The following is a 21,971-nucleotide window of genomic DNA, read 5'->3' as shown; positions in this document are numbered from 1 at the left end:
ATTGCGCCGCTTCATTTGCGTGGATTTACCAGCGGTTGCCACGTCCGTTGTGGTCGCCTCGCCCGCTGTGCCGGTCGTAGTTGCCACGACCGCGATGATCGTTATCCCAACCGCCGCGGCGGTGGCCATCCCAGCGCCCGCGATCGTTATCGTGCCAGCGACGGCTTTCGTAATAACGCGGGGCCGGTTGATAGTAACGCGGCGCCGATTGGTAATAACGCGGTTGCTGGTAGTACCGCGGGGCTGGCTGGTAGTAACGTGGCTGCGCGTAATACGTGCTGCCACCCCGATAATAGGTGCCGCCTGTGTTGTAGTAGGCCGGTGCGGGTGACGTGTAGACCTCTGAACTGTAATACGAGTCCGCGTAGGAGTACGGGACGCAACCGGCAACGGAGAACATCAACGCAGCAAGCAGAAGAATTCGTCTATACATGGCGGCCTCCTGGACCGCGGGTTGGCCACACCAGCGACGCTGGCAGGCGACAGTCATTTAATCGGTGACTGTCGAAAAATCAGACAGCGTTTTCGGCATCTGGTGCGTTTCTGCAACAAGTTGAAACAAGTGATTGATGAAACCTTGTTCATCCAGAAAACCCGCCATTCAGCCGCTGATTAATGGTGCCCGCCGTGATATCCGCCGCTGTGATAACCGCGTCCGTAACTGCCGCGATAATCGTACCCCCCGTAATAATACCGCGCACCGCCGTAATAGCGCGGGCCGTAATAACTGCCGTAGGAATAAGGTGAGTAATAGCCGGGATAGTAGTAGGTGGCGGGGTAAGCATCGTAGGGGCCGGCGTAGTAGTAACAACCGGACAAACCGAAAATCAGCACTGCACCGAACAACATCTTCTGAATACGCATGGCGGCCTCCTGAAAGACCCACGGCCGCAACGGAACAGAGCAGCCGACACACGTTGGACTGGCGCGAATCAATCAAGTGCCCAGTCCCGCTCGGCTTCAGATCAGCGGTGTCCGCACCATCGCAAGACCTTGCAGGAGTGAGCCTGCTCGCGATGACGGTGTATCAACCACATCTTCACTGAATGTCACACCGCAATCGCGAGCAGGCTCACTCCTACAAGGTTGGCTTTGCGTCAGGAACGACCATTCGCGCTGCACATGAAGCAGTTATTTCCAGGCAGTGCCACTAGAATGCATGCCATCGGGCCACTGCCAACGGAACTACTCGATCACTTCAAAGTGTTGAACGACACTTACCGGCACATGGCCGGCGATCAAGTGCTGATCGGTTTTGCCCGCGACCTGCAAAGTTGCCTGCGTCACGCCGACATTGTCTGCCGCTGGGGCGGTGAGGAATTTATCGTTTTACTGAAGGACACTGACGGCGACACCGGTCAGAAAATTGCCGAAAAGATCCGCCAACACGTCGAACAGCACGAATATGCCTACGACGGCCACCGCCTCAATCTGACGGTAAGCATCGGCGGCACCACCCTGCAACGTGATGACGACTTGCACAGCCTGCTGTCGCGGGCCGATCATGCGATGTACCGGGCCAAACACACCGGCCGCAACCGCACCTGCGTGGAAATGCCTCACTCGACTTATGCCTGATTCCGACGTCAAACCCGACCACTGCCCGGCTTGCGGCGCCCGCAACGACTGCAGCCTCGCTGACCCGCGCACCGCCGACCGCGAATGCTGGTGCTACGGCGTGACCATCGATCCCGCCGTGCTTGAAGCACTGCCGCTAGAGCTGCGCAACCAATCCTGTCTGTGCCCGCGCTGCGCGCAGGTCGAGGCGCAACTGCAAGCGGCCAAGCGGCCGATACCGTAAGATGCGCCCCCCGCTACCCACTGAAACCTGAACATGCGCGTCGACCGTTTCCTCAGCAACCTGCCCCGCTACAACCGTCAGCAGGTTCGCCTGTTGTTGGTGGAAAAGCGCGTGCGGATTGACGGAAAAGTCGTCAGCGACCCGCACGCCGATGTGTTGGAGTTCAGCCGCGTCGAAGTCGACGAAGAAATCCTGCAAAGCGGTAAACCGGCGCGCTACTTCATGCTGCACAAACCGCCGGGCTGCGTCAGCGCCACCCGCGATCCGCAACATCCGACCGTGCTCGACCTGATCGATGAGCCGGACAAGGACGATTTACACATCGCCGGGCGTCTGGACTTCAACACCACCGGTCTGATGCTGATCACCAACGACGGCGCATGGTCACGACGCCTGACCCAGCCGCAGACCAAACTGCCGAAGGTCTATTACGTCGAGACCGAGCAGGAGATTGGCGCGCAATATGCGAGCACTTTTGCCGAAGGGATCTACTTCGCCTTCGAAGACCTGACCACGCAGCCAGCGCGACTGGAGGTGCTCGGGCCACGGTCGGCGCGGTTGAGCATCGTCGAGGGGCGCTACCATCAGGTGAAGCGCATGTTTGGTTTCTTCAACAATAAAGTCCTGCGCCTGCACCGCGAATCCATGGGTCTTCTGCACCTCGATAACGCGCTAAAACCGGGCGAGTACCGCGCTTTGCGCACCGAAGAGATCCATTTGTTCTAAGCGTGCGACCGCTCAGCAGAAGTTGTCGAACAATTTACCAACGGCACTTGCGCGATCCCGACTCCCCTGCTTGAATCAGGACGTCGGCCAGATTGTGACCGATGAGTCACAACATACCTCTAAGAAACTTTTTGCCGGTCGTCAGCCCTCAGGGTTGCGCCTCAGCCGGCAGACTGCCCGCCAATAACAATACCCGTCGACCTGCCGTACCGGATCGACATGGGCCAAGCAAATTCCAGGCGTATGCCTACCTGTCACAAAGCTCGTGCAATCTCTATTTGCGCGCATACCCGCTTGCTTGCCAGGAGTCTTATGACATGAGGCCAGAAATCGCTGTGCTGGATATACAGGGTCAGTATCGGGTTTACACGGAGTTCTATCGCGCAGACGCCGCAGAAAAGACCATCATCCTGGTCAACGGCTCGATGGCCACGACTGCGTCGTTTGCACAGACTGTGAAAAACCTGCACCCGCAATTCAACGTGGTCTGCTACGACCAGCCCTACGCGGGTCGGTCAAAAGCCCACAACCGCCATGAGAAACATCTGACGAAGGACATCGAAGGGCAGATTCTGCTGGAGCTGATCGACCACTTCGCCGCCGAACACGTGCTGTCGTTCTCCTGGGGCGGCGCCGCAACCCTGGTCGCCCTCGCCCACCAGCCACGGCGCATCGAACGGGCCGTGATCAGCTCGTTCTCGCCGGTGATCAACGCGCACATGCTCGATTACCTCGAACGCGGCGTCGACTACCTCGGCCAGCGTGACGGCGACCGCGTCGGCCATCTGGTCAACAACACCATCGGCAAACACCTGCCGTCACTGTTCAAACGCTTCAACTATCGCCACGTCAGCAGCCTCGCCGAGCACGAATACGGGCAGATGCACTTCCACATCAGCGACGTATTGCACAGCGATCGGCAGTGCTATCTGAATGCCGCGAAAAAGATCAACGTGCCGGTGCTGTTTCTAAACGGCGAATGGGACGAGTACACCGCTGCCGAAGACGCACGCCTGTTCGGCAACCACGTGGCACAAAGCACGTTTACCACGCTACAAGCCACCGGGCATTTTCTCGACATGGAACACAAGGCCGCATGCCGCGACAGCCAGAACGCCTTGCTCGGCTTTCTGAAACCGGCAAAACAGATCAGCCGAACGCGCTACTCGTTTGTTCAGGATCAACATGCATTGGCTATTTGAAAGAGCGTCATCGCGAGCGAGGCTGTAGGACTGAGATTTTGCTTTTCTGACCGCAGTGCTCGCCCGCGATTGACCGTTTTCAGTGATTCAAAGCGTTCATGCGCAAAAGAAAAACTTCAAATCCGTGGCCGAGTCTGGTACAAAGTCAGCCGCTCTGAGCGGGTATAGTTTAATGGTAGAACAGTAGCTTCCCAAGCTTCCGACGAGGGTTCGATTCCCTCTACCCGCTCCACTCGAATTTTGGTCTCACGTTGTGATTTTTGACGGGGGATGCAGGAATAGAAAAAACCGGCCTTGATGGCCGGTTTTTTTATGCCCGGCATTTGGTGCAGAATCGGCACTTCGACGAGAATGGCAGATAAACCGTTGCCTCCTCGCAACACGACAAGGATCCTCAAATGGACGTTTCACAGATCGCAGAGCGCATCGTCAGTCGACTCGATGAACTCGCCGCCGATATCCAAAAGCAATGGCATAACCCCGAAGGCACGCATACGCGCCACTTCGTCGTGGATGCTTTGTTGAGCGATGAAATGGCTCAGGCAATCTATGAGGCCTTTCCGCGCAACGCCGATGGTTTCTTTGACCGCCAGTCGTTTCGCGAGAAGAAAAAAACCCTCACCAATCTCTCTGACTATCCGCCAATTTTGAGCGCCATCACCTACGCGATGCAGCACCCTTCAGTGGTCGACAAGGTTGCACAACTGGTAGGCGTATCGGACATCATTCCGGATCCGAGCCTGTATGCCGGTGGTTTGTCGATGATGTTCAAGGACGACTTTCTCAACCCGCACATCGACAACAGCCACGATGGCACGCGTAATCTGTATCGCCGCCTGAATCTGCTGTATTACGTTTCGCCAGAATGGGCGCTGGTAAATGGTGGCAATTTCGAGCTGTGGGACCCCAAGGTCAAACAGCAGAAAACCATCGTGTCGCAATTCAACCGTCTCGTAGTCATGGAAACCAACAAACTCTCTTGGCACTCCGTCAGTGGCGTACGAGCCGAAACGCCGCGCTGCTGTGTTTCCAACTATTATTTTTCGGCGACTTCACCGGACGATCATGAATACTTTCACGTGACGTCGTTCAGCGGCCGACCGGAAGAAACCGGACGGCGATTGCTGGGTGTCGTCGACAATACGTTGCGCAACGCAGTGTCGAAAGTGCTGCGTGTGGGGCGCGGAACGAAATTGGTCAACAAGACCAAGGATTGAGTCAGAACAGATAAACCGGTCTGAAAGACTGTTTTTTTCAAGCCGAAATCTGGCTCATCTTCAAGATTCAATTCGCGCCCACGGCGCTGCTGACGGCCGAACTCAAAAGACCCGCCTGCAGTTTTGATTTGGCTTACAGTTCACTGGTGCTGCATTACATGAAGGATCTGCCGGGGCTGTTTGCGCGTCTGTACGCGGTGCTGAGGGGGTTTACAACTTGAGAAGCCCCCTCACCCTAACCCTCTCCCAAAGGGAGAGGGGACTGATCGAGTTGCTCTCCAGAGTTACACCGACCTGAAATATCGAGGCGAACTCAGGCTTTGGAAGCAGCACCAATCGGCTACCTTTCCCTCGGGAGAGGGCTGGGCGGGCGGCGTTCCGATGAGGGGCCCGTTCGAAAGCGCACCAAAAATCTCCAGCCGAAAAACAGGCCCAATTTATTTCAGCGCGTCGCGACGATAAATAACCGCGGAAATGGCAACAGCACCGAGCCATCCGCCAATACCGGATAAGCCTTCTCAACCTCCGCCAGATACTGCTCCAGGTACTGCGCCTTTTCCGCCTCGGTCAGCGGACTCAAAAACGGAATCAACCCGCTGCCCTTGAACCACTCCACCACCCCCGCCGCCCCGCCTGACAGTTGATGGTGATAGGTGGTGCGCCACACATCGACCCGAGCGCAGTGTGGCCGCAGCATGGAGAAATAATCGCTGGCGCTCGCCATGTCGGTACGCTGCCCCGCAGCGCCGGAAAGCTTGCTCGCCCACGGGCCATTGGCAGCGACCTCACGCATCAAACGGTGGGAAGGTTCATTAAGGTTGTCCGGCATCTGGATCGCAAGACTGCCACCAGCCGACAACTTACTGGCCAGCGCCGGCAGCAGCGACGCGTGATCCGGCACCCACTGCAGCACGGCGTTGGCGAAGATCACATCGAACGGCCCTGCATCGGCCCACTTATCAATCTCGGCCACGTCGAACCGCAAATCCGGCAAGCGCTTGCGAGCCGCCTCGATCATGTCTGCCGAGCTGTCCAGTCCACTGACCTTCGCCACAGGAAAACGCTGCACCAGCAGCTCCGTCGAGTTACCAGGGCCACAACCAATATCGACCACCGTTCCGGCCTCAGGCGTGGGAATCGCCGCCAGCAGATCGCGGGCCGGGCGGGTGCGTTCATCTTCGAAAGCGACGTATTGTTTGGCGGACCAACTCATTGCGTTCTCTCCTGTCGGGATATTTTGGCGGTTCGTCACGATACAGCGATCTGGCACGCCTGCCTCCCCTACCAACGTCAGGTGACGAAGGCGAATTTGTAATTAGAATTTTCCACCTGCGGCAGATGTCTGAATTTCAAGACTCCCCCCAATAAGGAACACGGCTATGAAATTCGCAAAAATCTCTCAAAAGCTCGCGATGGTGGCCGGTAGTCCCAAGACCTTCATGGGCGCGTTGATCTTGATCGGGTTATGGGGTTTGAGCGGGCCGATCTTCCATTACAACGACACCTGGCAACTGATCATCAACACCTCGACCACGATCATCACGTTCCTGATGGTGTTCCTGATCCAGAACACGCAGAACCGCGATACCGACATTCTGCATTTGAAGATCGATGAATTGCTCTTGGTGACCAAAGAGGCGCAGAACGCAATGCTTGGGCTGGAGGCGCTGGATCTGAAACAGTTGGAGGCGTTGCGCAGGCACTACCGCTCGTTGGGCGAGGGTGAAGTTTTTAATCTTGAGGGGTTGGGCGAGAAGAGCAAGTCGAAGCAGGATTTGAATGAATGCTGAAATGCAAGAGACCGCCGCCCACGGCAGCGGTCTCTTGAATCTTGATTAACGGCTGGCTTGCAGCTGGCGGGCCTTCTCCAGATGGCTTTGCAGCTTCGGCAGTGTCTCGTCGGCAAACGCCTTGATCTCCGGCACGTCAGTAGTCTGTGCTTCCTGCTGAATCTGCTCGATGGCCTCTTCGGTGGCTTTGACCTGACTGGCGGCGTAGGCCTGATCGAAGGAGGCGCCGTCGGTCACTTGCGGCATCAACTCCTTGGCCTTGTCGGCCAGTTCTTCACGGGGCGCGACGGGCAAGTCGAGCTTCTTGGCAATTTTCGCCAAATGCTGGTTGGCCGTGGTGCGGTCGTTGATGACGACGATGGTGTAGTCCTTGACCTCTTTCGATTCGGCCTTGCTGTGGGCCAGACGACTGGCCTCGATGTCAGCCATGCCTTTGGCCGAGGCATCGTTGATGAAATCGGCGGGCGACTGGGCAAACGCACTGCTGGCACACAGGCCCAACAGCGATGCAAAACTCATGGTGCGTATACGGGTGGCCATCCGGCTCATGGTCGCGCCCTCCTTACTTGCGAAATTCAAGCGGGAGCTTACGCCCCCGCCTCTCAATCAAAACTACCTTCACCGACTACTTCGATTTCTGAGCGGGCTTGCGGCCCATGTCTGGTTTTGGCTCTTTGTCGACAGTCGTTGTGGTGGTTTTCCCACCTTTGCGACCTGCTTCAGAGGCCTTCGTTCGATCGTTGGCGAAGTTTCCCGAGTTCGAGTTTCTTGAGTTAGGCATGATTCTCTACCTCTTGGTAATGATCGTGGCGAGCAGGTGCCCGCCTAGATTGAGAATTTTCTCGCCGGCAAAGGTTTAGAAAAGTTGCAGTTGCCGCGACGAACGGCGCCGCCACATCAGCTATTGAGCGCGTGGTGATTCAAGCGTTTGGCGGCGTACATTGCCTGATCGGCATGGCGGAACAGTTGCTGTTCCTCACTGCCGTGCTCTGGATAGCGGGCGACACCAATGCTCGGCTCGATGTGCAGATTGTGGCCATCGAGGCGCATCGGTTGCACCAGGACCTGTCGGATTTTTTCCGCGACACCGTAAGCGTCTTCCGAGGCCTGAACGCTGTGCAGCAGCACGACAAATTCATCGCCGCCGATTCTGGCCACGGTGTCGGTTTCCCGCACGCAGCCCTTGAGGCGATTGGCTACGGTTTGCAGGAGCATGTCGCCAACGGCATGGCCGAAGGTGTCGTTGACCTGTTTGAAGCGGTCCAGGTCGACATATAACAAAGCCATGTGCCCGGATTGCTCGCGAGCGCCGGCCAACGCGGCCTTCAAGCGATCACGCAGCAATTCACGATTGGGCAGTTGTGTCAGTTGATCGTACTGCGCCATGCGCTGCAGCCGGGCGTGCAATTGCTGGCGTTCGATGGCCGTGGCGACTTGGGCACAGACGTATTGCAGCAGTTCCTTGTCTTGCTCGGTGTAGCGCTCGCCGCCGGACAGGCTTTTGACGATCAAGGCACCGATGGTGCCATTTTTCGAATTCAACGGCACGCCGAGCCAGCAAGGCGAGTTCTGCCCCGCCACCAGCTCGGCGAAATCGGCGGGGGAATCTGCACTGTCCGGCGTCAGAAGAATCGGCTGGCCGCTACGGATAACTTCCGCGCACAGACGTCCGGTGACGGTGCCCGGTTGCTCGGGCTGCAATTCGTCATCGTCGACGTGATAAGGGAAATTCAGCTGGGCGCAGTGCTCGTCGTACAGCGCCACCGAAAAATTCATCGCCGGCAACCATTCGCCGATGATCAGGTGGATACGCTTGAACAGCGCCAGCAGATCCTCAGCCGCATGGGCGGCCTCGGAAATCGCATACAGCGCAGCCTGGCGCGATTCGGCCTGCTTGCGCTCGGTGATGTCGCGCGCCACGGCGATGCGCAACTGATCGACTTCCGACCAGCGCGCCGACCAGAGGATATGCACGACGCTGCCATCCTTGCGCAGGTATCGGTTTTCGAAGTTGAGCTTGGGTTCGCCGCCCATGATTTCATTGGCGGCTGCGAGGGTGCGCTGACGATCCGCCGGGTGCACCAGCTCGATCATTTGCCGGCCGATCAACTCTTCAGGCGAATAACCGAAAACCCGTTCGCAGGCGGCGCTGACAAAAACGAAGCGGCCTTGCTTGTCGACCGCACAAACGGCGTCCAGCAACAGGTCGATAAAACTCGCCAACGGCGCGGAATTTCGGCTTTCCATGGTTCAGCGTAAGTGTCCGGGCAATGCAGCACTGATCAACCGTCCCTGACCTCTTGATTGCGCATCCCTGCACACACCTTCAAGCCTTGTTCGGCATCAGCCCCGGCAGCGCATGCATCAGCGCGTTGATGGCGAAACCGATAAACATCACGCCGCACAGCCGGGTGATAAGCAACTCATGACGCTGATACAGCGTGCGTACCCGTTGCGCGCCGACCACGCCAATCAGAATAGCGTAGGCCAGCAAGCCACCGAGGAAACTCAGGGCAATCAGCGCCGGCAACATCGACCAGTTGAGCAGTTCGGCGCGGCTCGACAGCAGCGCGGTGAACGTCGCCACCGCCACCGGATAGGCCTTTGGATTGGTCAAGCCAAACAGAATGCCGTGCCAGAACGGTTTGCGCGCCGCGCCTTGCGGTTCGTCACCGTTGCGGCGCTGAGCACGCACCGCGCGCCAGCCAAGCCAGAACAGATACAAACCGCTGAGCACACCGAGCACATCAAACGCGGTGCTGCCGATTTCCCGGGCGCCGACAATCGCAATCAGCGCGGTACTGCACCAGACCACATCGCCGAGCAGATGCCCGCAAAGAAAACCCGCCCCGGCCCGCCGCCCATGGGCTGCACCGATGCCGAACACCGCGAGCACACCCGGCCCGGGCGTAATGCCGTAAATGAAACCCGAGGCCAGCACGGCCATTAGCAACGATGGAGTCATGGAAAACCTGCAAGCGCCAGAACACGTGGCGGCCAGTCTATATCAGCCGATTGCGCGTGTTCACTGCTGGTCGTAAAAACGCATGCCGGCGTACGGTTTTTGTCGACAGGCTGCCAGTCGTGAAGCGAGATCGCCGGCGTGAACTTCGAGTTTGTGGCCGTCGGGATCGAGAAAGTAGAACGACGCACCTTCGCTGCGGTTGTCGCGCCATTCCTGCACATTCGCGGCTTTTAGCTTCTGCACAAAACCTGCGAAACCGGTGGCACTGAGGCTGAACGCGTAATGGGTGTAATCGACGCACGGTTCGCTTGAGCGCAGCGGATCAAGCGACAGACACAACCACAGTCCCGGCAGCGACAGGTAGGCACCGGCGTCCCACGTCGCTTCGACACGCAACTGCAGCACATCACGGTAGAACGCCAGACTTCGCTGCAAATCGCTGACCGCAAGGGTCAAGTGGTTGAGGCCGGTGAGCATCGGGTCAGTAACCTCTGAGGTCTTCGGGGACAATGTATTGTTCGCCGTCGTAGGTCAGGGTGACGCGAGTTTTCTTCATCTCGATAGTTTTCGAGATGCACTTTTTATCAGATAGGAAGGATTTGTAAATTGAACCAGTCGAGCTGACGATCAGATCGGCGAATCCATGGTGGCTCGTCGGGCCGATATCGATAGTTCTGCGGATTTGCGTGTCCTCAGTTCCGCACTCATCCGTCCCTTCGCCGAACTCCTTGCGAATCACCAAGCCTTCCAGCACAGGGCGCAATTTGTTGCCCTCCCGCACATACAACGCCAGATCGGTTTTTGCGTAAGGATTGGCTCTGGAGCCATGACTGGCGAATTTTGAACGCAAACCGAATGCACGGACATCTGCAGCCAATCGGTAACGGGCCGTATCGATTGTCAGATCGTCGAAACTGATGGCATCGGAATTGTAGGCACCCGGCTTGGCATAGGTAGCGAGACTCTTGCCGCTTGTCGAACTGACGAGCGCCAGTTCCAGATCGAACGTCCCCATCTCATCATCGCCCGAATCCGAGAGAAATGAAGATTTCGCCGCAATCGACTGGTCGTTGAACGCCGGCCACGCTTTGCAGCGAGAAAGGGAATGGCCATCGAATTTTTTCACTTCGCAGGCGGCCTGGGCTTGGGCGGCCATCGTGAAAAGGCCCATTGCGATGAAAGAGCCCAGCAATGCGGTACGCGAGATCATTGTTCTTCCTTGAGTAATAGACATCTTTCTTAGTGGCCTTTGAAGTCTTCAGGCACTGCGTAGTTTTTGCCGTCATAGCGAAGTGTCGTCAAGACCGGTTTTTGCGTGACGGTATTGGATACGCACGCCTCACCCTCGCCCTCGCCAACGGTCGAGCTACGGATCGTTTTAATTATCAGGTCGGCATAGCCATGGCTGCTGGTCTTGGCCAGAGACACGGTTCGCGTAGTCTCGTAGCGCTCTCCCGCACAATTGCCATCCCACTCCCCGCCATATTCATAAACCACCAGCCGATCCATTACCGGACGCAACGCGTTGCCGTCTTTCACATAAAGCGACAACCAGGTTTCATCCAGAGGATTCACGCGAGAAGAACCTTTGAACCGCACTCGAACACCAAAGGCCTGCAATTGAGGCGCGAGCTTATAGCGGGCGGTATCGAATTTCAGTTCGTCCAGCGCGATGGCATCAACAGAGAATGCCGAGGGCTGGTAAAAGCTCGCTAACGGCTGCGAGTCTGCGCTCGCCACCAAGGCCAAACGCAGATCGTAAAACCCTATAGTTTCCGACGCGCCATACACCGGATCGGGCGAGAAATGGGCGGCGGCGGTGAGCGTCAGCCCGGGATACGCCGGCCAGTCCTTGCAGAGGGAAAAATCCATCTCATGCGCCGTGGGCGCCGGTGTGCAATCGGCAAATGCCTGCCCCGCCAGCAACCACCCGCACAATACTGCACAACCAATCCAGCCAGACTTCACTGTCACTTCCCGCTCCTTGATAACGTTTCAGCCGCGCACTATCCCCTGCTGTATCGGCCCTTTCAACAGAATCATCAACACATCAAAACGTATTTCGCCTTACCCTGAATGGGCTGGCCGTTAGCTGATGTTATGAATCCACTATTTTCAGTGTCTGGAAGTCAGTCTTCGCGAGCAGGCTCGCTCCCACAGGGGAATGCATTTCAAATGTGGGAGCGAGCTTGCTCGCGAAGGCGTCAGAAATGACGCCGCAAATCTCAGAACTTGTCGAGCGTGCGCAATTTCTGCGGCAAGCCCCATAACAGCAGCGCCGCCGCAATCAGCGCCGCCACGCCGATCACGTAAAGCGCCGGGGTGGTGCTGCCGGTCAGATCCTTGATCCGCCCGACCATCACCGGGCTAACAATCCCGCCGAATTGCCCAAGGGTGTTGATCACCGCAATCCCGCCCGCCGCACCAGCGCCCGCCCCGGCCAACAACTTCGGTGGTAGCGTCCAGAAGCTCGGAATCGAGGCGATGATCCCGGCACCCAGCAAACCAAGTGCAACGATCAGAAACGTGGTGTGGCTGGCGAAAATCCCCGCACTGAAAAAGCCAATCGCACCGACGATGACCAGCCCGGCGACAAACTTGCGCCGCTCACCCGTCGCATCCGACAAACGCCCGATCACCACCATGCTGATCGCCCCGCAAATGTACGGAATCGCCGTCAGCAAACCGATCATCACCGGGCTCTCGGTACCGGCGCTGCGGATCAGTTGCGGTGCCCAGAAATTCAAACCGTAGGACGCCACCTGAATCAGAAAGTAGATCAGCCCCAAGGTTAGAAAACCCGGAATCTTCAACGCTGCGAGCAACGAACCGCCGCTTTTGTGTGGCTCATGTTGAGCGATGCGACTGGACAGCAGTTTCTTCTCATCAGCGCTCAGCCAGTGCGCATCCTCGATACGATCCTTGAGCAGCATCAGCACCAGAAAACCGAGACCGATGCACGGTACGCCGCCGAGCAGGAACAGCCAGTGCCAGCCGCGCATTTGCAGCACGCCGTCGAGGTGCTCCAGCACCAGCCCGGAGAACGGCGCGCCAACCAGCCCGGCAAATGCCGAAGCGAGAAACAGCATCGAGGTAATGCGACCACGGAAATGCTGCGGGAACCACAGCGTCAGGTAATACAGCACGCCCGGGGCAAAACCGGCCTCCATCGCGCCGATCACAAAGCGCAGCGCGTAGAACTGCCATTCGCTGTTGACGAACACCATCGCCGCCGTCGCCACGCCCCAGGACATCATGATTCGGGCTATCCAGCGCCGCGCGCCGACCTTGTACAGCATCATGTTGCTCGGCACTTCGAACAGCACGTAACCGACCACGAACAGCCCCGCGCCGAGGCCGTAAGCGGTGTCGCTCAGGCTTAGGTCGGTCTGCAACTGGAACTTGGCGAAGCTGATGTTGATGCGGTCGAAGAAGGCGAACAGGTAGCAGACCATGATCAGCGGCATCAGGCGCCAGGCGACCTTGCTGACCAAGGCTTTTTCAGCGTCGTGATCGACGGACGGACGGGCGCCCGCCTCCATTACATTGAGGCTCATAGCTTTTCTCCAGACGGACTGCCGGTGGGCGTCCGATTGTTTTTGTTGTCTGGTTATGACGCTCACTGGGGAGCGTTTTTTTGTGGGAGTGAACCTGTTCGCGATAGCGGTGTGTCAGGCAACATTTGCGGTGATTGATACACCGCAATCGCGAGCAGGCTCGCTCCCACAGGGGACTTGTGTTTTCAGGTGGGGATCGGGTGCAGGTCGCAGTTGCGCCCGGCCTTGGCCAGTTGGCCGGGGACTTCGTGGCCCAGCAGATCCGGCAAGCCGCGCGAGAGTTTCAGCAGCAACGGCAAATCGATGCCGGTGTGAATACCGATCTCAGCGCACAGGTTTACCAGGTCTTCAGTGCAGATATTGCCCGACGCACCCGGCGCAAACGGGCAGCCACCGAGGCCACCGAGCGCCGCATCGAAACGCCGCGCCCCCGCCTCATAGGCCGCCAGCACATTGCACAAACCCAGACCACGGGTGTTGTGAAAATGCAGGGTCAGATCCGCCGGAGAAACCCGCTGCAACACCCGCCGCACCAAACGATCCACCTGGCGCGGATTGGCCATGCCGGTGGTGTCGGCGAGGGTGATGCCGGCAATGCCGAGTTCCTGATAAGCGTCGACGATTTGCAGCACGCGATCCTCGTCGATCTGGCCTTCGAACGGGCAACCGAACGTTGTGGCGATGCTGCCATTAAGGCGCGCGCCGGAGCCGCTGGCGAACGCCACAATCTCGCCAAACGCCGCCAGCGAATCTTCACAGCGCATGCGCATGTTGGCCATGTTGTGCGTCTGGCTGGCGGACATCACCAGATTCAACTCGTCGGCACCCGCCGCCAATGCACGCTGCGCGCCTTTGAGGTTGGGAATCAGCGCGACATAAATCACCCCCGGCTGTCGCTCAATGCCAGTGAAAACCTGCTCGCCATCGCGCAGTGCCGGAATGGCTTTCGGTGAGACGAACGAGCCGGCTTCGATGCGGCTGAAACCGGCCAGCGACAGTTGATCGATCAGCGCAATCTTGTCAGCGGTTTCCACCCACGTCGGCTCGATCTGCAAACCGTCGCGCGGCGAGACTTCCTGGATGATCAGGGTTTGCGAATAGTCGGAGATCATTGCACCACCCCTTGGTTCTTCAGGCGTTCGATGTCGAGTGCAGTCAAGCCGAGGCCGGCGAGAATACCGTCTGTGTGCTGACCGAGTTTCGGCCCCGACCAGTTCACGCCGCCGGGGGTTTCCGAGAGCTTGGGAACGATGCCGGGCATCTTCACTGTTGCACCGCCAGGCAATTCGGCATTGAGCAGCATGTCGCGTGCCCGATAGTGCGGATCAGCGACGATGTCGGCCACCGAATAAATGCGCCCGGCCGGCACCTCAGCGGCTTCCAGCGCGGCGAGTACATCGTCGATCGGCAGGCTGCTGGTCCAATGGGTAATCGCGGTGTCGAGCAAACCGCTCTTGGCGGCACGACCATCGTTATGAGCGAATTCTGCTGCTTGCGCCAAGTCATCACGGCCAATGGTTTGCATCAGACGTTTGTAGATCGGGTCACTGTTGCCGGCGATCACCACGTAAGCGCCATCCGCCGTGAGGTAAGTGTTCGACGGTGCGATTCCCGGCAACGCGCCGCCGCTGCGCTCACGGACATGGCCGAGCATGTCGTATTCCGGCACCAGGCTTTCCATGACGTTGAACACGCTTTCGGCCAGCGACACATCGACAATCTGCCCGCCGCCCTGCCCGGTCTTGACCCGCAGCAGCGACATCAGCGCGCCGATCACCGCGTGCAGCGAGGCCAGCGAATCGCCGAGGCTGACGCCGACCCGTGCCGGTGGCGAACCGGGGGTGCCAGTGGTGTAACGAATGCCGCCCATGGCTTCGCCGATCGCGCCGAAACCAGGGCGATCGCGGTACGGGCCGGTCTGACCGTAACCGGAAATACGCACGAGGGTGAGATTGGGGTTCAGCGCGTGGAGTACGTCCCAACCGAGGCCAAGCTTTTCCAGTGCACCGGGGCGCAGGTTTTCGATTATCACGTCGGCATCGCTGGCCAGTAGCTTGACCAGTTCGATGCCTTCAGCGGATTTCAGGTTGAGCGCCAGCGACTTCTTGTTGCGTGATTGCAGATACCACCACAGCGACGTGCCTTCGTGCAGCTTGCGCCATTTGCGCAGCGGGTCACCCTGACCCATGGCTTCGATCTTGATCACCTCGGCGCCGAATTCGGCGAGCATGCGCGCAGCGAACGGCGCGGCAATCAACGTGCCGATCTCGATCACTTTGATCGCACTCAAAGGGGCAGTCATCGCGGGGTACCTCTTGTTCTTGGAATAGGTGGCCAAGGCTAGAGGAACGATGATCGGGCAATCCAGCCGTCTCTCGGCAATGGGCGTTCGCCAAATGCGAACGCTCAAAGGTGATGTGGTGAATTCAAATCAGTCTTCGCGAGCAAGCTCGCTCCCACAGGGATTGAGATCAGCCGCACAATCTGAATGCACCACAAAACCTGTGGGAGCGAGCTTGCTCGCGAAGAGGCCGGAACATTCACTGGAGATCTACGCGCCCTGCCCGCGCAAATGCTCAAACAACAACCGACTCACCGGCGACAACCCCGCCTCATCGCGCACCACCACAATCAACGCGCGATCCGACCAGTCATCCGTCAACGGCACCGCGTGCAACCCCAGCGCCTGGCCAAACAGTTCATAAGCACGCTGCGGCAAAATCCCGATGCCCATGTTGGCCTGAACCATCCGGCACACCGCATCGAACCCCGGCACATGAATGCGAATGCGCAAGACCTTGCCGGCCTGTCGCGCCGCCGCGTGGGTACGCATGTTGATCGAACTGGCCGCGTGCAATCCGACGTAATCACTGTCCAGGGTTTCAGCGAAAGCCACTGATTCACGCGCGGCCAACGGATGCTCCGGCAGCATCACCACCACCAGTTTGTCCTGACGGTACAACACGCTATGCAGGCCTTTGGTATCGCTGTCATTGGAGCAGATGCCCAGATCTGCCACGCCATCAAGCACGCCTTGAATCACCCCGGCACTGGGTCGCTCTTCCAGGTCGGTCTTGACCTGCGGATGCTGCGCGGAAAAGTCGCGCAAGTCTTCGGGAAGAAACTGGATGATCGCCGAGAGGTTCGCCAGCATGCGCACATAACCGCGTACGCCGTGGCTGTGTTCACCCAGTTCCAGGCCCATTTTCTCGACGTTGAACAACATCTGCCGGGCATGGTGCAGCAGCGTTTCGCCGGCGGGCGTCAGCGTCATGCCCTTGGCCTGACGCACGAACAGGCTGATCCCGAGCGCCTCTTCCAGCTCCATCAGGCGCTTGCTTGCCGCCGACACCGCGATGGCTTCGCGCGAGGCCGCGCGGGTCAGCGTGCCTTCTTCGTGGACGGCGACAAACAGTTGCAGGGTGATCAGGTCGAGGCGGCGGATCAGGCTTTTTTGCAGCATGGAGGGCTCGCTGACTGGGGTTGTTCCGAGTCGGCAGGATAGCCCGGATTTATCTTTAACTGATCAACGGCTTGGGGTGTTACGCCGTTTTGCGACAGGTGCGGTCAGCAAGCGGATCAACTGCGCGCTGTTGTTGCTCCTTCCCAGCACCAGGATCGAACGATCCTGCAGGCACGCATCGATGGCGGCCCACGTAATATCCTTCGCGCCCTCGACTTTGAATGCAGGATCCACGGCGCCATTGGACAGAAAGCCTCCCGTCAGTAAACCTCGTGTGCCCCCCGAGGTTTGTCCAACCGTGACGATTCGATTGCCGGCGCTGTCATCCAGGGCGAACCCTTCCGTCCAGCTCCTGAGATCGAGGGTCCCTGTCGCAGGGGTGATAACCGGATATTTGCCATTGAACGTTTCATCCGTCTCGCCGGTGTGGGTGATGCCGCTGATAAACGCATGCTGGAATTTGTCCCCTGCCGACGCTTCGACTGCCGATCCGAGCAAGAGCAAGCGCTCTGACGTTTGCACAATGATCTGTTCGACCGAGCTTTCGAGCGGCTTGTCATCCTTTTGAAGGTTCAACAGCAATATTCCCTTGTTGCCAAACGCTTCTGCGACTTTTCCAGAGTGGTCGAACGCCATGACCAATCCCTGGTTGGTTACTTGTGTTTTCCCAAACACCAGAATCAGCCCATTGCCCAGTTGGATGATCCCCAGCAACGTGATTGCCACCTGTGGCAGCGTCAGAACAATCCAGCCTTTGGTCTCGAACGATAAATCGTCCGAGCCATCGAGATGGAATCGCGCCAGCAATCCACTGCCTTTTTGCGAGGTCACGAACAACAGTCTGTCCGGCTCTGCTGCCTGTGGAGTGGACTTCGCCAGAATCAGATGCCCACCCGTGGCACCTGTCAGCAGAGGAATGCGCGTGGGCACAATCCGATAGCCGCTTTTATGGTCACCGTCATCGTCGCCAAACCCGGTGTCCAGCGAGCCGTCGGGCAAGAAGCGGGCGATAACCTGTTGGTATTCGATGGTGGCGTCTTTGATCGCGCCAATCACACCGCACAGATAGATCAGATCGTTTGCATCAACGACTAACTGTCCGCCTTGCGAGAGCAGGTCACTGGCAAATTGGCCGCGAAGATAGCCGGCGTTACCAAAGCCCGGATCTGGATCGCCATTGGCATCCAGACGCACCAGCCCGTAATACGAAACGCCCGATACCTCAACGGTTGCGCTGACCATGATCTGCCCCGACGAGGTTATCGCCACCCCATGGCCAATGGTCTTGCTCGCTCCGGGAAACTTCAGCGTTCGCAGGCCAAAGCGATCATCCAGTTCTCCCGCTGATTGTGCTTTTGCTGTTTGGCGGGCTTTCGATATTGTGGGTGCTGTGGCTTTCGGCATGTTCGTGTGCTCCTCAAAAGATCGAACCAGATCCCGTTGGTCAAAGCATTCGATCCGAAGCACCCAAGCGATACAACTGACAGAAATGACAGTTTTTTAGAACAAAACGAAATTGACGCGCTACCAAGAAAGGCTAAAAAACTGGTAGTTCTTACAGGTTCGCAACTGGAAAACCCATGCCAGTCTTCCGTTCAAATCCCCTTGCAACGAGAGACATCCATGAAGGTTCCCAACAAGCGCAAACCGAAACCACAACTGGAGCCATGGGCAGCGCCGTTCATGGCCTACCCCGAACAGAATAAAGTCGTTGGACCGGCAACATTGCTCCTCGGCAGCGGCATTCCAAACGCTGGGATCGAGGTTTGGAGTAGCGATGAAAAACAATTGCACGCCAAAGGTAAAATCAACAAAAACGGGCGATGGGCATTCAGTACAAGCGGCGACCTGTCACTAGGCACCTGCGTGATAAAGGCCCGACAAACGTACGAGGACGTTGATTCAGTCTGGACTGACGATCGCACGTTTGAAGTAGACGTTGAGGCAGCCGGCAACGTGCCGGCGATCGCTGAACCGCGAGAGCGTCAGGAGTTGGGTAAAACGGTAATTCTCAAAGGCGATGTGCCCGTCCCCCATGGCATGGTCGACCTCTTTGATCTGATCCAGCAGAAGTGGATTACTTACGCACTGGTTGACGAGAATGGCCAGTGGACTGCCAACGAAGCGGTTGTCTTCCCTGCCGGTAAGCAGCAGGTTTCGGCCATCCACCGTGTTGGCGGCAAAATCTCGGACTGGGCGCGCGTTCGAACATTTACGGTGACCGCAACACGCCAGGGCAAACATAACGCTTAAACCTGTTCGCCCGGTCGTGACCAGTCAAAACGCGTTACGAAAAACCTCTTCGATCTGGCGCTGATCCGCCGCTCGCGGATTGGTAAAACCGCAGGCGTCTTTCAGTGCATTGGTGGCGAGTACCGGAATGTCGCTGAGTTTGGCGCCAAGCTCGCGCAAGCCACCGGGAATCTCGACATCTTTGGCCAGGCAACGGATCGCAGTGATCGCCGCCTGGGCGCCCTCTTCCGCGCTGAAACCGCGAATGTCTGCGCCCATGGCATGAGCCACATCGGTCAGCCGATCAGCGCATACCAGCGCATTGAACGTCTGCACATGGGGCAGCAGCACGGCGTTGCACACACCATGGGGCAGGTCGTAGAAACCGCCCAATTGATGCGCCATCGCATGCACGTAACCGAGGGACGCGTTGTTGAAGGCCATGCCGGCGAGGAACTGCGCGTATGCCATGTTTTCCCGTGCGGCGAGGTCGCTGCCGTCGCGCACGGCCAGGCGCAGGTTGTTGCTGATCAAGGTCATCGCCTTCAACGCGCAGGCATCGGTGATCGGGTTGGCAGCGGTCGAAACATAGGCTTCGATGGCGTGGGTCAGCGCGTCCATGCCAGTGGCGGCGGTCAGGCCTTTGGGCATGGCGACCATCAGCTCCGGGTCATTGACCGACAGCAGCGGCGTGACGTTGCGGTCGACGATGGCCATTTTCACGTGACGCGATTCGTCGGTGATGATGCAGAAGCGGGTCATCTCGCTGGCGGTGCCGGCAGTGGTGTTGATCGCGATCAGCGGCAGTTGTGGCTTGCTCGATTGATCGACGCCTTCGTAATCACCGATCTGTCCGCCGTTGGTCGCACACAGGGCGATGCCCTTGGCGCAATCGTGAGGCGAACCGCCGCCCAGCGATACGACGAAATCGCAGCGGCTTTCCTTGAGCAATTCCAGCCCGGACTCGACATTGGCGATGCTCGGGTTTGGCTTGGCGCCGTCGAAAATCACCGAATCGATGTCCTGCATCGCCAGCTTCTCGGCGACCATCGTCGCCACGCCAGCCTTGGCCAGTCCCGCATCGGTGACGATCAGCGCCTTGCGAAAACCATAGTTGCGGATCGCAACCATGGCCTCGTCGAGGCAACCGTTGCCCATGATGTTTACCGCCGGAATGAAAAAGGTACTGGTCATGCGCGCGTCTCCTGACTGGGGCCGAATCGACTGCTCCGGTTCGGCGGATAGACACAGCATCGACCGATCGGTCACGCGCGATGTTGATCTGGCTCAATGCCCGCTCGTGATAAAGTCGCCGCCCATCAGCCCTTTGTTTTGAGACCGCCTACGCAATGACCGATTTTCTCGATGTCGACGCCAGCCTCGAAGACTGGAACACCCTGCGCGCCGCGACCGACTTCAACGGCTTGCTGGTGGGCAATGGTGCCAGCCGTGCGGTGTGGGACGATTTCGGCTATGACTCGCTGTTCGAAAACGCCCGCACCGTCGAAGAAAAACCACTGAGCCCGTCGGAACTGGCGGTGTTCGACGCCATGCAGACACGCAGCTTCGAGCAGGTCCTCGGCGCGCTGAAAACCACCAGCCGGGTCAACAAAGCGTTGGCCGTCAGCTCAGCGGCGCCGCGCAACCGCTACTACGCGATCAAGGAAGCGCTGATCAACACCGTGCACGCGGTGCACATTCCATGGCGACTGGTAAAAACGTCAACCCTGGCGACGCTGAATGAAGAACTGGCGCGCTATCGCACGGTGTTCACCACCAATTACGACTTGCTCAACTACTGGGCGCTGCAACACCAAAGCGACGCCATCGACGATCTGTTCAACGGCGCCAACGCGAGTTTTGATCTGAGCGAAACTGCCACCGAAAAACCGCGCCTGCTGTACCTGCACGGTGGTCTGCACCTGGTGCGCAATCAGGACGGCACCGCGCGCAAATTGACCTCAACCGAGGGCACTCTGCTCGGCAGCTTCGCCATCAACAACACGATCAAGACGCTGGATGACGTGCCGCTGTTCGTCACCGAAGGGCCGAGTGCGGACAAGCTCAAGACCCTTCGCAGCTCGGATTATCTGTCGTTCTGTTATGAGCAGTTATTGGGGCATGGTGGCAGTCTGTGCATCTTTGGTCATGCCTTGGGCGAGCAGGACGCGCACATTGTGCGGGCGCTGCGCTTGGCGAAGCCTGCGACGGTGGCGATCTCGATTTATCCGCGCAGTGCGGCGTTTGTTCAGCACCAGAAGCGGCATTACGCGAAGGTGTTTGAGGAGACGGGCGTGGAGTTGCGGTTTTTTGATGCCAAGAGCCATGCGTTGGGGAATCCGAAGTTGTCGGTGCCCGTTGAGGTTTGATGCAGGCCTGACTGACGCCTTCGCGAGCAGGCTCGCTCCCACATTGGAACGCGGTCTACTGTGGGCGCGAGCTTGCTCGCGAAGCTTTTGGCAGACACCTCATTCTTCGGCGCTGTGCACCACCACCAGCAACTGCGCCTGCACCTCGCCCACCGATCTGATCCGGTGTGGTTTCTGCGCATTGAAGTGCAGCGCATCACCGCGCTCCAGCAGCACCTTCTCGTTCATGAAATCCACCTCGACCTGCCCTTCGTGAACGAACAGAAACTCCTCGCCCAAATGCTCTTTGAACGTTTTGTCAGTGAACTCGCTGGGCGGGTAGATGATGAACGGCAGCAGGTTGCGCTCGCTGACCTGATGGGCCAACACCGCGTACCCCGGACTCTGGTCATTCGCTGCCAGTGACTGACGCTCGTGGCTGCGCACCAGGCTGTAGCTGTCGAGGCTGACGTTGTCTTCGGAGAACAATTCCTCGACTTTGACGTTCAGCGCTTTGGCCAATTTCAACGCGGCGGCAATCGACGGGGTGTTCAGCCCGCGCTCGACTTTCGACAGATAACTCTTGGTCATGCCGGATTTTTCGGCCAGTGCCTCAAGGGTGACCCCAAGTTTTTTTCTCAATAATTTCAAACGGATAGACATGCGCGGC

At 58.3% G+C, this 21,971-nt stretch carries 24 protein-coding genes, 1 tRNA gene and 2 pseudogenes; 10 read left to right on the top strand and 17 right to left on the bottom strand.

Annotated features, from left to right (window positions below; all coding sequences use genetic code 11):
* Positions 1-25: 25 nt before the first annotated feature.
* Complete coding sequence (locus ACZ0A4_RS01900; RefSeq protein ID WP_186744573.1) at positions 26-433, bottom strand: hypothetical protein; 408 nt, start codon at positions 431-433, stop codon at positions 26-28.
* 179 nt (positions 434-612) lie between these two features.
* Positions 613-864, bottom strand: coding sequence for a hypothetical protein (locus tag ACZ0A4_RS01895; protein ID WP_463572843.1), 252 nt, complete (start codon positions 862-864; stop codon positions 613-615).
* Between the two features lie 324 nt (positions 865-1,188).
* Here ACZ0A4_RS01895 and ACZ0A4_RS01890 point away from each other — a divergent pair.
* From ACZ0A4_RS01890 to ACZ0A4_RS01860, 7 genes and pseudogenes are all read left to right on the top strand, one after another.
* A pseudogene (locus ACZ0A4_RS01890) lies at positions 1,189-1,578 on the top strand (GGDEF domain-containing protein); the annotation flags it as partial.
* A complete protein-coding gene (locus ACZ0A4_RS01885) occupies positions 1,571-1,801 on the top strand; it encodes a cysteine-rich CWC family protein (RefSeq protein ID WP_463572842.1) in 231 nt (76 codons plus the stop codon). The pseudogene ACZ0A4_RS01890 and the gene ACZ0A4_RS01885, both read left to right, overlap by 8 nt.
* Positions 1,802-1,834: 33 nt before the next feature.
* Entirely contained in the window at positions 1,835-2,527 is a 693-nt protein-coding gene (locus ACZ0A4_RS01880) for a pseudouridine synthase (RefSeq protein WP_463572841.1), read from the top strand.
* A gap of 317 nt (positions 2,528-2,844) precedes the next feature.
* Positions 2,845-3,729 carry an alpha/beta fold hydrolase gene (locus ACZ0A4_RS01875; RefSeq protein WP_463572840.1) on the top strand — a complete coding sequence of 295 codons (885 nt, stop codon included), beginning with the start codon at positions 2,845-2,847 and terminating at the stop codon, positions 3,727-3,729.
* Between the two features lie 158 nt (positions 3,730-3,887).
* A tRNA-Gly gene (locus ACZ0A4_RS01870) sits at positions 3,888-3,961 on the top strand.
* 166 nt (positions 3,962-4,127) lie between these two features.
* Positions 4,128-4,946: a 2OG-Fe(II) oxygenase gene (locus ACZ0A4_RS01865; RefSeq protein ID WP_463572839.1), complete on the top strand. Its 819-nt coding sequence runs from the start codon at positions 4,128-4,130 to the stop codon at positions 4,944-4,946.
* 101 nt (positions 4,947-5,047) lie between these two features.
* A pseudogene (locus ACZ0A4_RS01860) lies at positions 5,048-5,152 on the top strand (methyltransferase domain-containing protein); the annotation flags it as partial.
* Between the two features lie 236 nt (positions 5,153-5,388).
* Here the strand turns inward: ACZ0A4_RS01860 and tam are convergent.
* Positions 5,389-6,159 (bottom strand): trans-aconitate 2-methyltransferase, encoded by a 771-nt coding sequence (tam, locus tag ACZ0A4_RS01855; protein WP_463572838.1) that lies wholly within the window; start codon positions 6,157-6,159, stop codon positions 5,389-5,391.
* Positions 6,160-6,325: 166 nt separating this feature from the next.
* Between tam and ACZ0A4_RS01850 the strand changes: the two genes are divergently transcribed.
* A complete protein-coding gene (locus ACZ0A4_RS01850; RefSeq protein WP_123594790.1) occupies positions 6,326-6,736 on the top strand; it encodes a low affinity iron permease family protein in 411 nt (136 codons plus the stop codon).
* A 45-nt stretch (positions 6,737-6,781) separates the two neighbouring features.
* Here ACZ0A4_RS01850 and ACZ0A4_RS01845 read toward each other — a convergent pair whose 3' ends face one another.
* From ACZ0A4_RS01845 to ACZ0A4_RS01790, 12 genes are all read right to left on the bottom strand, one after another.
* The gene (locus tag ACZ0A4_RS01845; RefSeq protein WP_034153112.1) at positions 6,782-7,285 is read right to left on the bottom strand and encodes a DUF4142 domain-containing protein; all 504 of its coding nucleotides are present in this window, start codon (positions 7,283-7,285) and stop codon (positions 6,782-6,784) included.
* Positions 7,286-7,361: 76 nt separating this feature from the next.
* Complete coding sequence (locus ACZ0A4_RS01840; RefSeq protein ID WP_007911485.1) at positions 7,362-7,517, bottom strand: KGG domain-containing protein; 156 nt, start codon at positions 7,515-7,517, stop codon at positions 7,362-7,364.
* A gap of 116 nt (positions 7,518-7,633) precedes the next feature.
* On the bottom strand, positions 7,634-8,983 hold the full coding sequence (locus ACZ0A4_RS01835; protein WP_463572837.1) for a sensor domain-containing protein: 1,350 nt from the start codon (positions 8,981-8,983) through the stop codon (positions 7,634-7,636).
* Between the two features lie 79 nt (positions 8,984-9,062).
* A complete protein-coding gene (locus ACZ0A4_RS01830; protein WP_116028846.1) occupies positions 9,063-9,701 on the bottom strand; it encodes a LysE family translocator in 639 nt (212 codons plus the stop codon).
* Between the two features lie 60 nt (positions 9,702-9,761).
* Entirely contained in the window at positions 9,762-10,178 is a 417-nt protein-coding gene (gene fos, locus ACZ0A4_RS01825; protein WP_463572836.1) for a fosfomycin resistance glutathione transferase, read from the bottom strand.
* A gap of 4 nt (positions 10,179-10,182) precedes the next feature.
* Positions 10,183-10,911: a PA3715 family protein gene (locus tag ACZ0A4_RS01820; protein WP_463572835.1), complete on the bottom strand. Its 729-nt coding sequence runs from the start codon at positions 10,909-10,911 to the stop codon at positions 10,183-10,185.
* 29 nt (positions 10,912-10,940) lie between these two features.
* Complete coding sequence (locus tag ACZ0A4_RS01815) at positions 10,941-11,675, bottom strand: PA3715 family protein (RefSeq protein ID WP_463572834.1); 735 nt, start codon at positions 11,673-11,675, stop codon at positions 10,941-10,943.
* Positions 11,676-11,926: 251 nt separating this feature from the next.
* On the bottom strand, positions 11,927-13,258 hold the full coding sequence (locus ACZ0A4_RS01810) for an MFS transporter (RefSeq protein WP_463572832.1): 1,332 nt from the start codon (positions 13,256-13,258) through the stop codon (positions 11,927-11,929).
* A 185-nt stretch (positions 13,259-13,443) separates the two neighbouring features.
* Positions 13,444-14,370: a hydroxymethylglutaryl-CoA lyase gene (locus tag ACZ0A4_RS01805; protein ID WP_463572830.1), complete on the bottom strand. Its 927-nt coding sequence runs from the start codon at positions 14,368-14,370 to the stop codon at positions 13,444-13,446.
* Positions 14,367-15,560: a CaiB/BaiF CoA transferase family protein gene (locus ACZ0A4_RS01800; protein WP_463572828.1), complete on the bottom strand. Its 1,194-nt coding sequence runs from the start codon at positions 15,558-15,560 to the stop codon at positions 14,367-14,369. The genes ACZ0A4_RS01805 and ACZ0A4_RS01800 overlap by 4 nt, the downstream gene beginning before the upstream one ends.
* Positions 15,561-15,809: 249 nt before the next feature.
* Positions 15,810-16,721, bottom strand: coding sequence for a LysR family transcriptional regulator (locus tag ACZ0A4_RS01795; protein WP_141128033.1), 912 nt, complete (start codon positions 16,719-16,721; stop codon positions 15,810-15,812).
* Positions 16,722-16,784: 63 nt separating this feature from the next.
* The gene (locus tag ACZ0A4_RS01790) at positions 16,785-18,125 is read right to left on the bottom strand and encodes an NHL repeat-containing protein (protein ID WP_463572826.1); all 1,341 of its coding nucleotides are present in this window, start codon (positions 18,123-18,125) and stop codon (positions 16,785-16,787) included.
* A 36-nt stretch (positions 18,126-18,161) separates the two neighbouring features.
* On the opposite strand from ACZ0A4_RS01790, the gene ACZ0A4_RS01785 reads away from it, so the two are divergent.
* The gene (locus ACZ0A4_RS01785) at positions 18,162-18,974 is read left to right on the top strand and encodes a hypothetical protein (protein ID WP_463572825.1); all 813 of its coding nucleotides are present in this window, start codon (positions 18,162-18,164) and stop codon (positions 18,972-18,974) included.
* Between the two features lie 24 nt (positions 18,975-18,998).
* On the opposite strand, the gene yiaY is transcribed toward ACZ0A4_RS01785, so the two are convergent.
* Positions 18,999-20,147 carry an L-threonine dehydrogenase gene (gene yiaY / locus ACZ0A4_RS01780; protein WP_463572823.1) on the bottom strand — a complete coding sequence of 383 codons (1,149 nt, stop codon included), beginning with the start codon at positions 20,145-20,147 and terminating at the stop codon, positions 18,999-19,001.
* Positions 20,148-20,302: 155 nt separating this feature from the next.
* Here yiaY and ACZ0A4_RS01775 point away from each other — a divergent pair, with 155 nt between their 5' ends.
* Positions 20,303-21,322, top strand: a complete 1,020-nt coding sequence (locus tag ACZ0A4_RS01775) for a DUF4917 family protein (protein WP_463572821.1) — start codon at positions 20,303-20,305, stop codon at positions 21,320-21,322.
* Between the two features lie 99 nt (positions 21,323-21,421).
* Here the strand turns inward: ACZ0A4_RS01775 and ACZ0A4_RS01770 are convergent, their stop codons facing one another.
* The gene (locus ACZ0A4_RS01770; protein WP_201227620.1) at positions 21,422-21,964 is read right to left on the bottom strand and encodes a helix-turn-helix domain-containing protein; all 543 of its coding nucleotides are present in this window, start codon (positions 21,962-21,964) and stop codon (positions 21,422-21,424) included.
* Between the last annotated feature and the right edge of the window lie 7 nt (positions 21,965-21,971).

It is taken from the genome of Pseudomonas sp. AC172, assembly GCF_979258595.1.
This window is presented reverse-complemented; position numbering and strand designations above follow the sequence as displayed.

Excerpts from the sequence above, each read along its gene's own strand:
- ACZ0A4_RS01900 (WP_186744573.1), bottom strand. The coding sequence starts at position 433 with ATGTATAGACGAATTCTTCTGCTTGCTGCGTTGATGTTCTCCGTTGCC.
- ACZ0A4_RS01895 (WP_463572843.1), bottom strand. The coding sequence starts at position 864 with ATGCGTATTCAGAAGATGTTGTTCGGTGCAGTGCTGATTTTCGGTTTG.
- ACZ0A4_RS01885 (WP_463572842.1), top strand. The coding sequence starts at position 1,571 with ATGCCTGATTCCGACGTCAAACCCGACCACTGCCCGGCTTGCGGCGCC.
- ACZ0A4_RS01880 (WP_463572841.1), top strand. The coding sequence starts at position 1,835 with ATGCGCGTCGACCGTTTCCTCAGCAACCTGCCCCGCTACAACCGTCAG.
- ACZ0A4_RS01875 (WP_463572840.1), top strand. The coding sequence starts at position 2,845 with ATGAGGCCAGAAATCGCTGTGCTGGATATACAGGGTCAGTATCGGGTT.
- ACZ0A4_RS01865 (WP_463572839.1), top strand. The coding sequence starts at position 4,128 with ATGGACGTTTCACAGATCGCAGAGCGCATCGTCAGTCGACTCGATGAA.
- tam (WP_463572838.1), bottom strand. The coding sequence starts at position 6,159 with ATGAGTTGGTCCGCCAAACAATACGTCGCTTTCGAAGATGAACGCACC.
- ACZ0A4_RS01850 (WP_123594790.1), top strand. The coding sequence starts at position 6,326 with ATGAAATTCGCAAAAATCTCTCAAAAGCTCGCGATGGTGGCCGGTAGT.
- ACZ0A4_RS01845 (WP_034153112.1), bottom strand. The coding sequence starts at position 7,285 with ATGAGCCGGATGGCCACCCGTATACGCACCATGAGTTTTGCATCGCTG.
- ACZ0A4_RS01840 (WP_007911485.1), bottom strand. The coding sequence starts at position 7,517 with ATGCCTAACTCAAGAAACTCGAACTCGGGAAACTTCGCCAACGATCGA.
- ACZ0A4_RS01835 (WP_463572837.1), bottom strand. The coding sequence starts at position 8,983 with ATGGAAAGCCGAAATTCCGCGCCGTTGGCGAGTTTTATCGACCTGTTG.
- ACZ0A4_RS01830 (WP_116028846.1), bottom strand. The coding sequence starts at position 9,701 with ATGACTCCATCGTTGCTAATGGCCGTGCTGGCCTCGGGTTTCATTTAC.
- fos (WP_463572836.1), bottom strand. The coding sequence starts at position 10,178 with ATGCTCACCGGCCTCAACCACTTGACCCTTGCGGTCAGCGATTTGCAG.
- ACZ0A4_RS01820 (WP_463572835.1), bottom strand. The coding sequence starts at position 10,911 with ATGATCTCGCGTACCGCATTGCTGGGCTCTTTCATCGCAATGGGCCTT.
- ACZ0A4_RS01810 (WP_463572832.1), bottom strand. The coding sequence starts at position 13,258 with ATGAGCCTCAATGTAATGGAGGCGGGCGCCCGTCCGTCCGTCGATCAC.
- ACZ0A4_RS01805 (WP_463572830.1), bottom strand. The coding sequence starts at position 14,370 with ATGATCTCCGACTATTCGCAAACCCTGATCATCCAGGAAGTCTCGCCG.
- ACZ0A4_RS01800 (WP_463572828.1), bottom strand. The coding sequence starts at position 15,560 with ATGACTGCCCCTTTGAGTGCGATCAAAGTGATCGAGATCGGCACGTTG.
- ACZ0A4_RS01795 (WP_141128033.1), bottom strand. The coding sequence starts at position 16,721 with ATGCTGCAAAAAAGCCTGATCCGCCGCCTCGACCTGATCACCCTGCAA.
- ACZ0A4_RS01790 (WP_463572826.1), bottom strand. The coding sequence starts at position 18,125 with ATGCCGAAAGCCACAGCACCCACAATATCGAAAGCCCGCCAAACAGCA.
- yiaY (WP_463572823.1), bottom strand. The coding sequence starts at position 20,147 with ATGACCAGTACCTTTTTCATTCCGGCGGTAAACATCATGGGCAACGGT.
- ACZ0A4_RS01775 (WP_463572821.1), top strand. The coding sequence starts at position 20,303 with ATGACCGATTTTCTCGATGTCGACGCCAGCCTCGAAGACTGGAACACC.
- ACZ0A4_RS01770 (WP_201227620.1), bottom strand. The coding sequence starts at position 21,964 with ATGTCTATCCGTTTGAAATTATTGAGAAAAAAACTTGGGGTCACCCTT.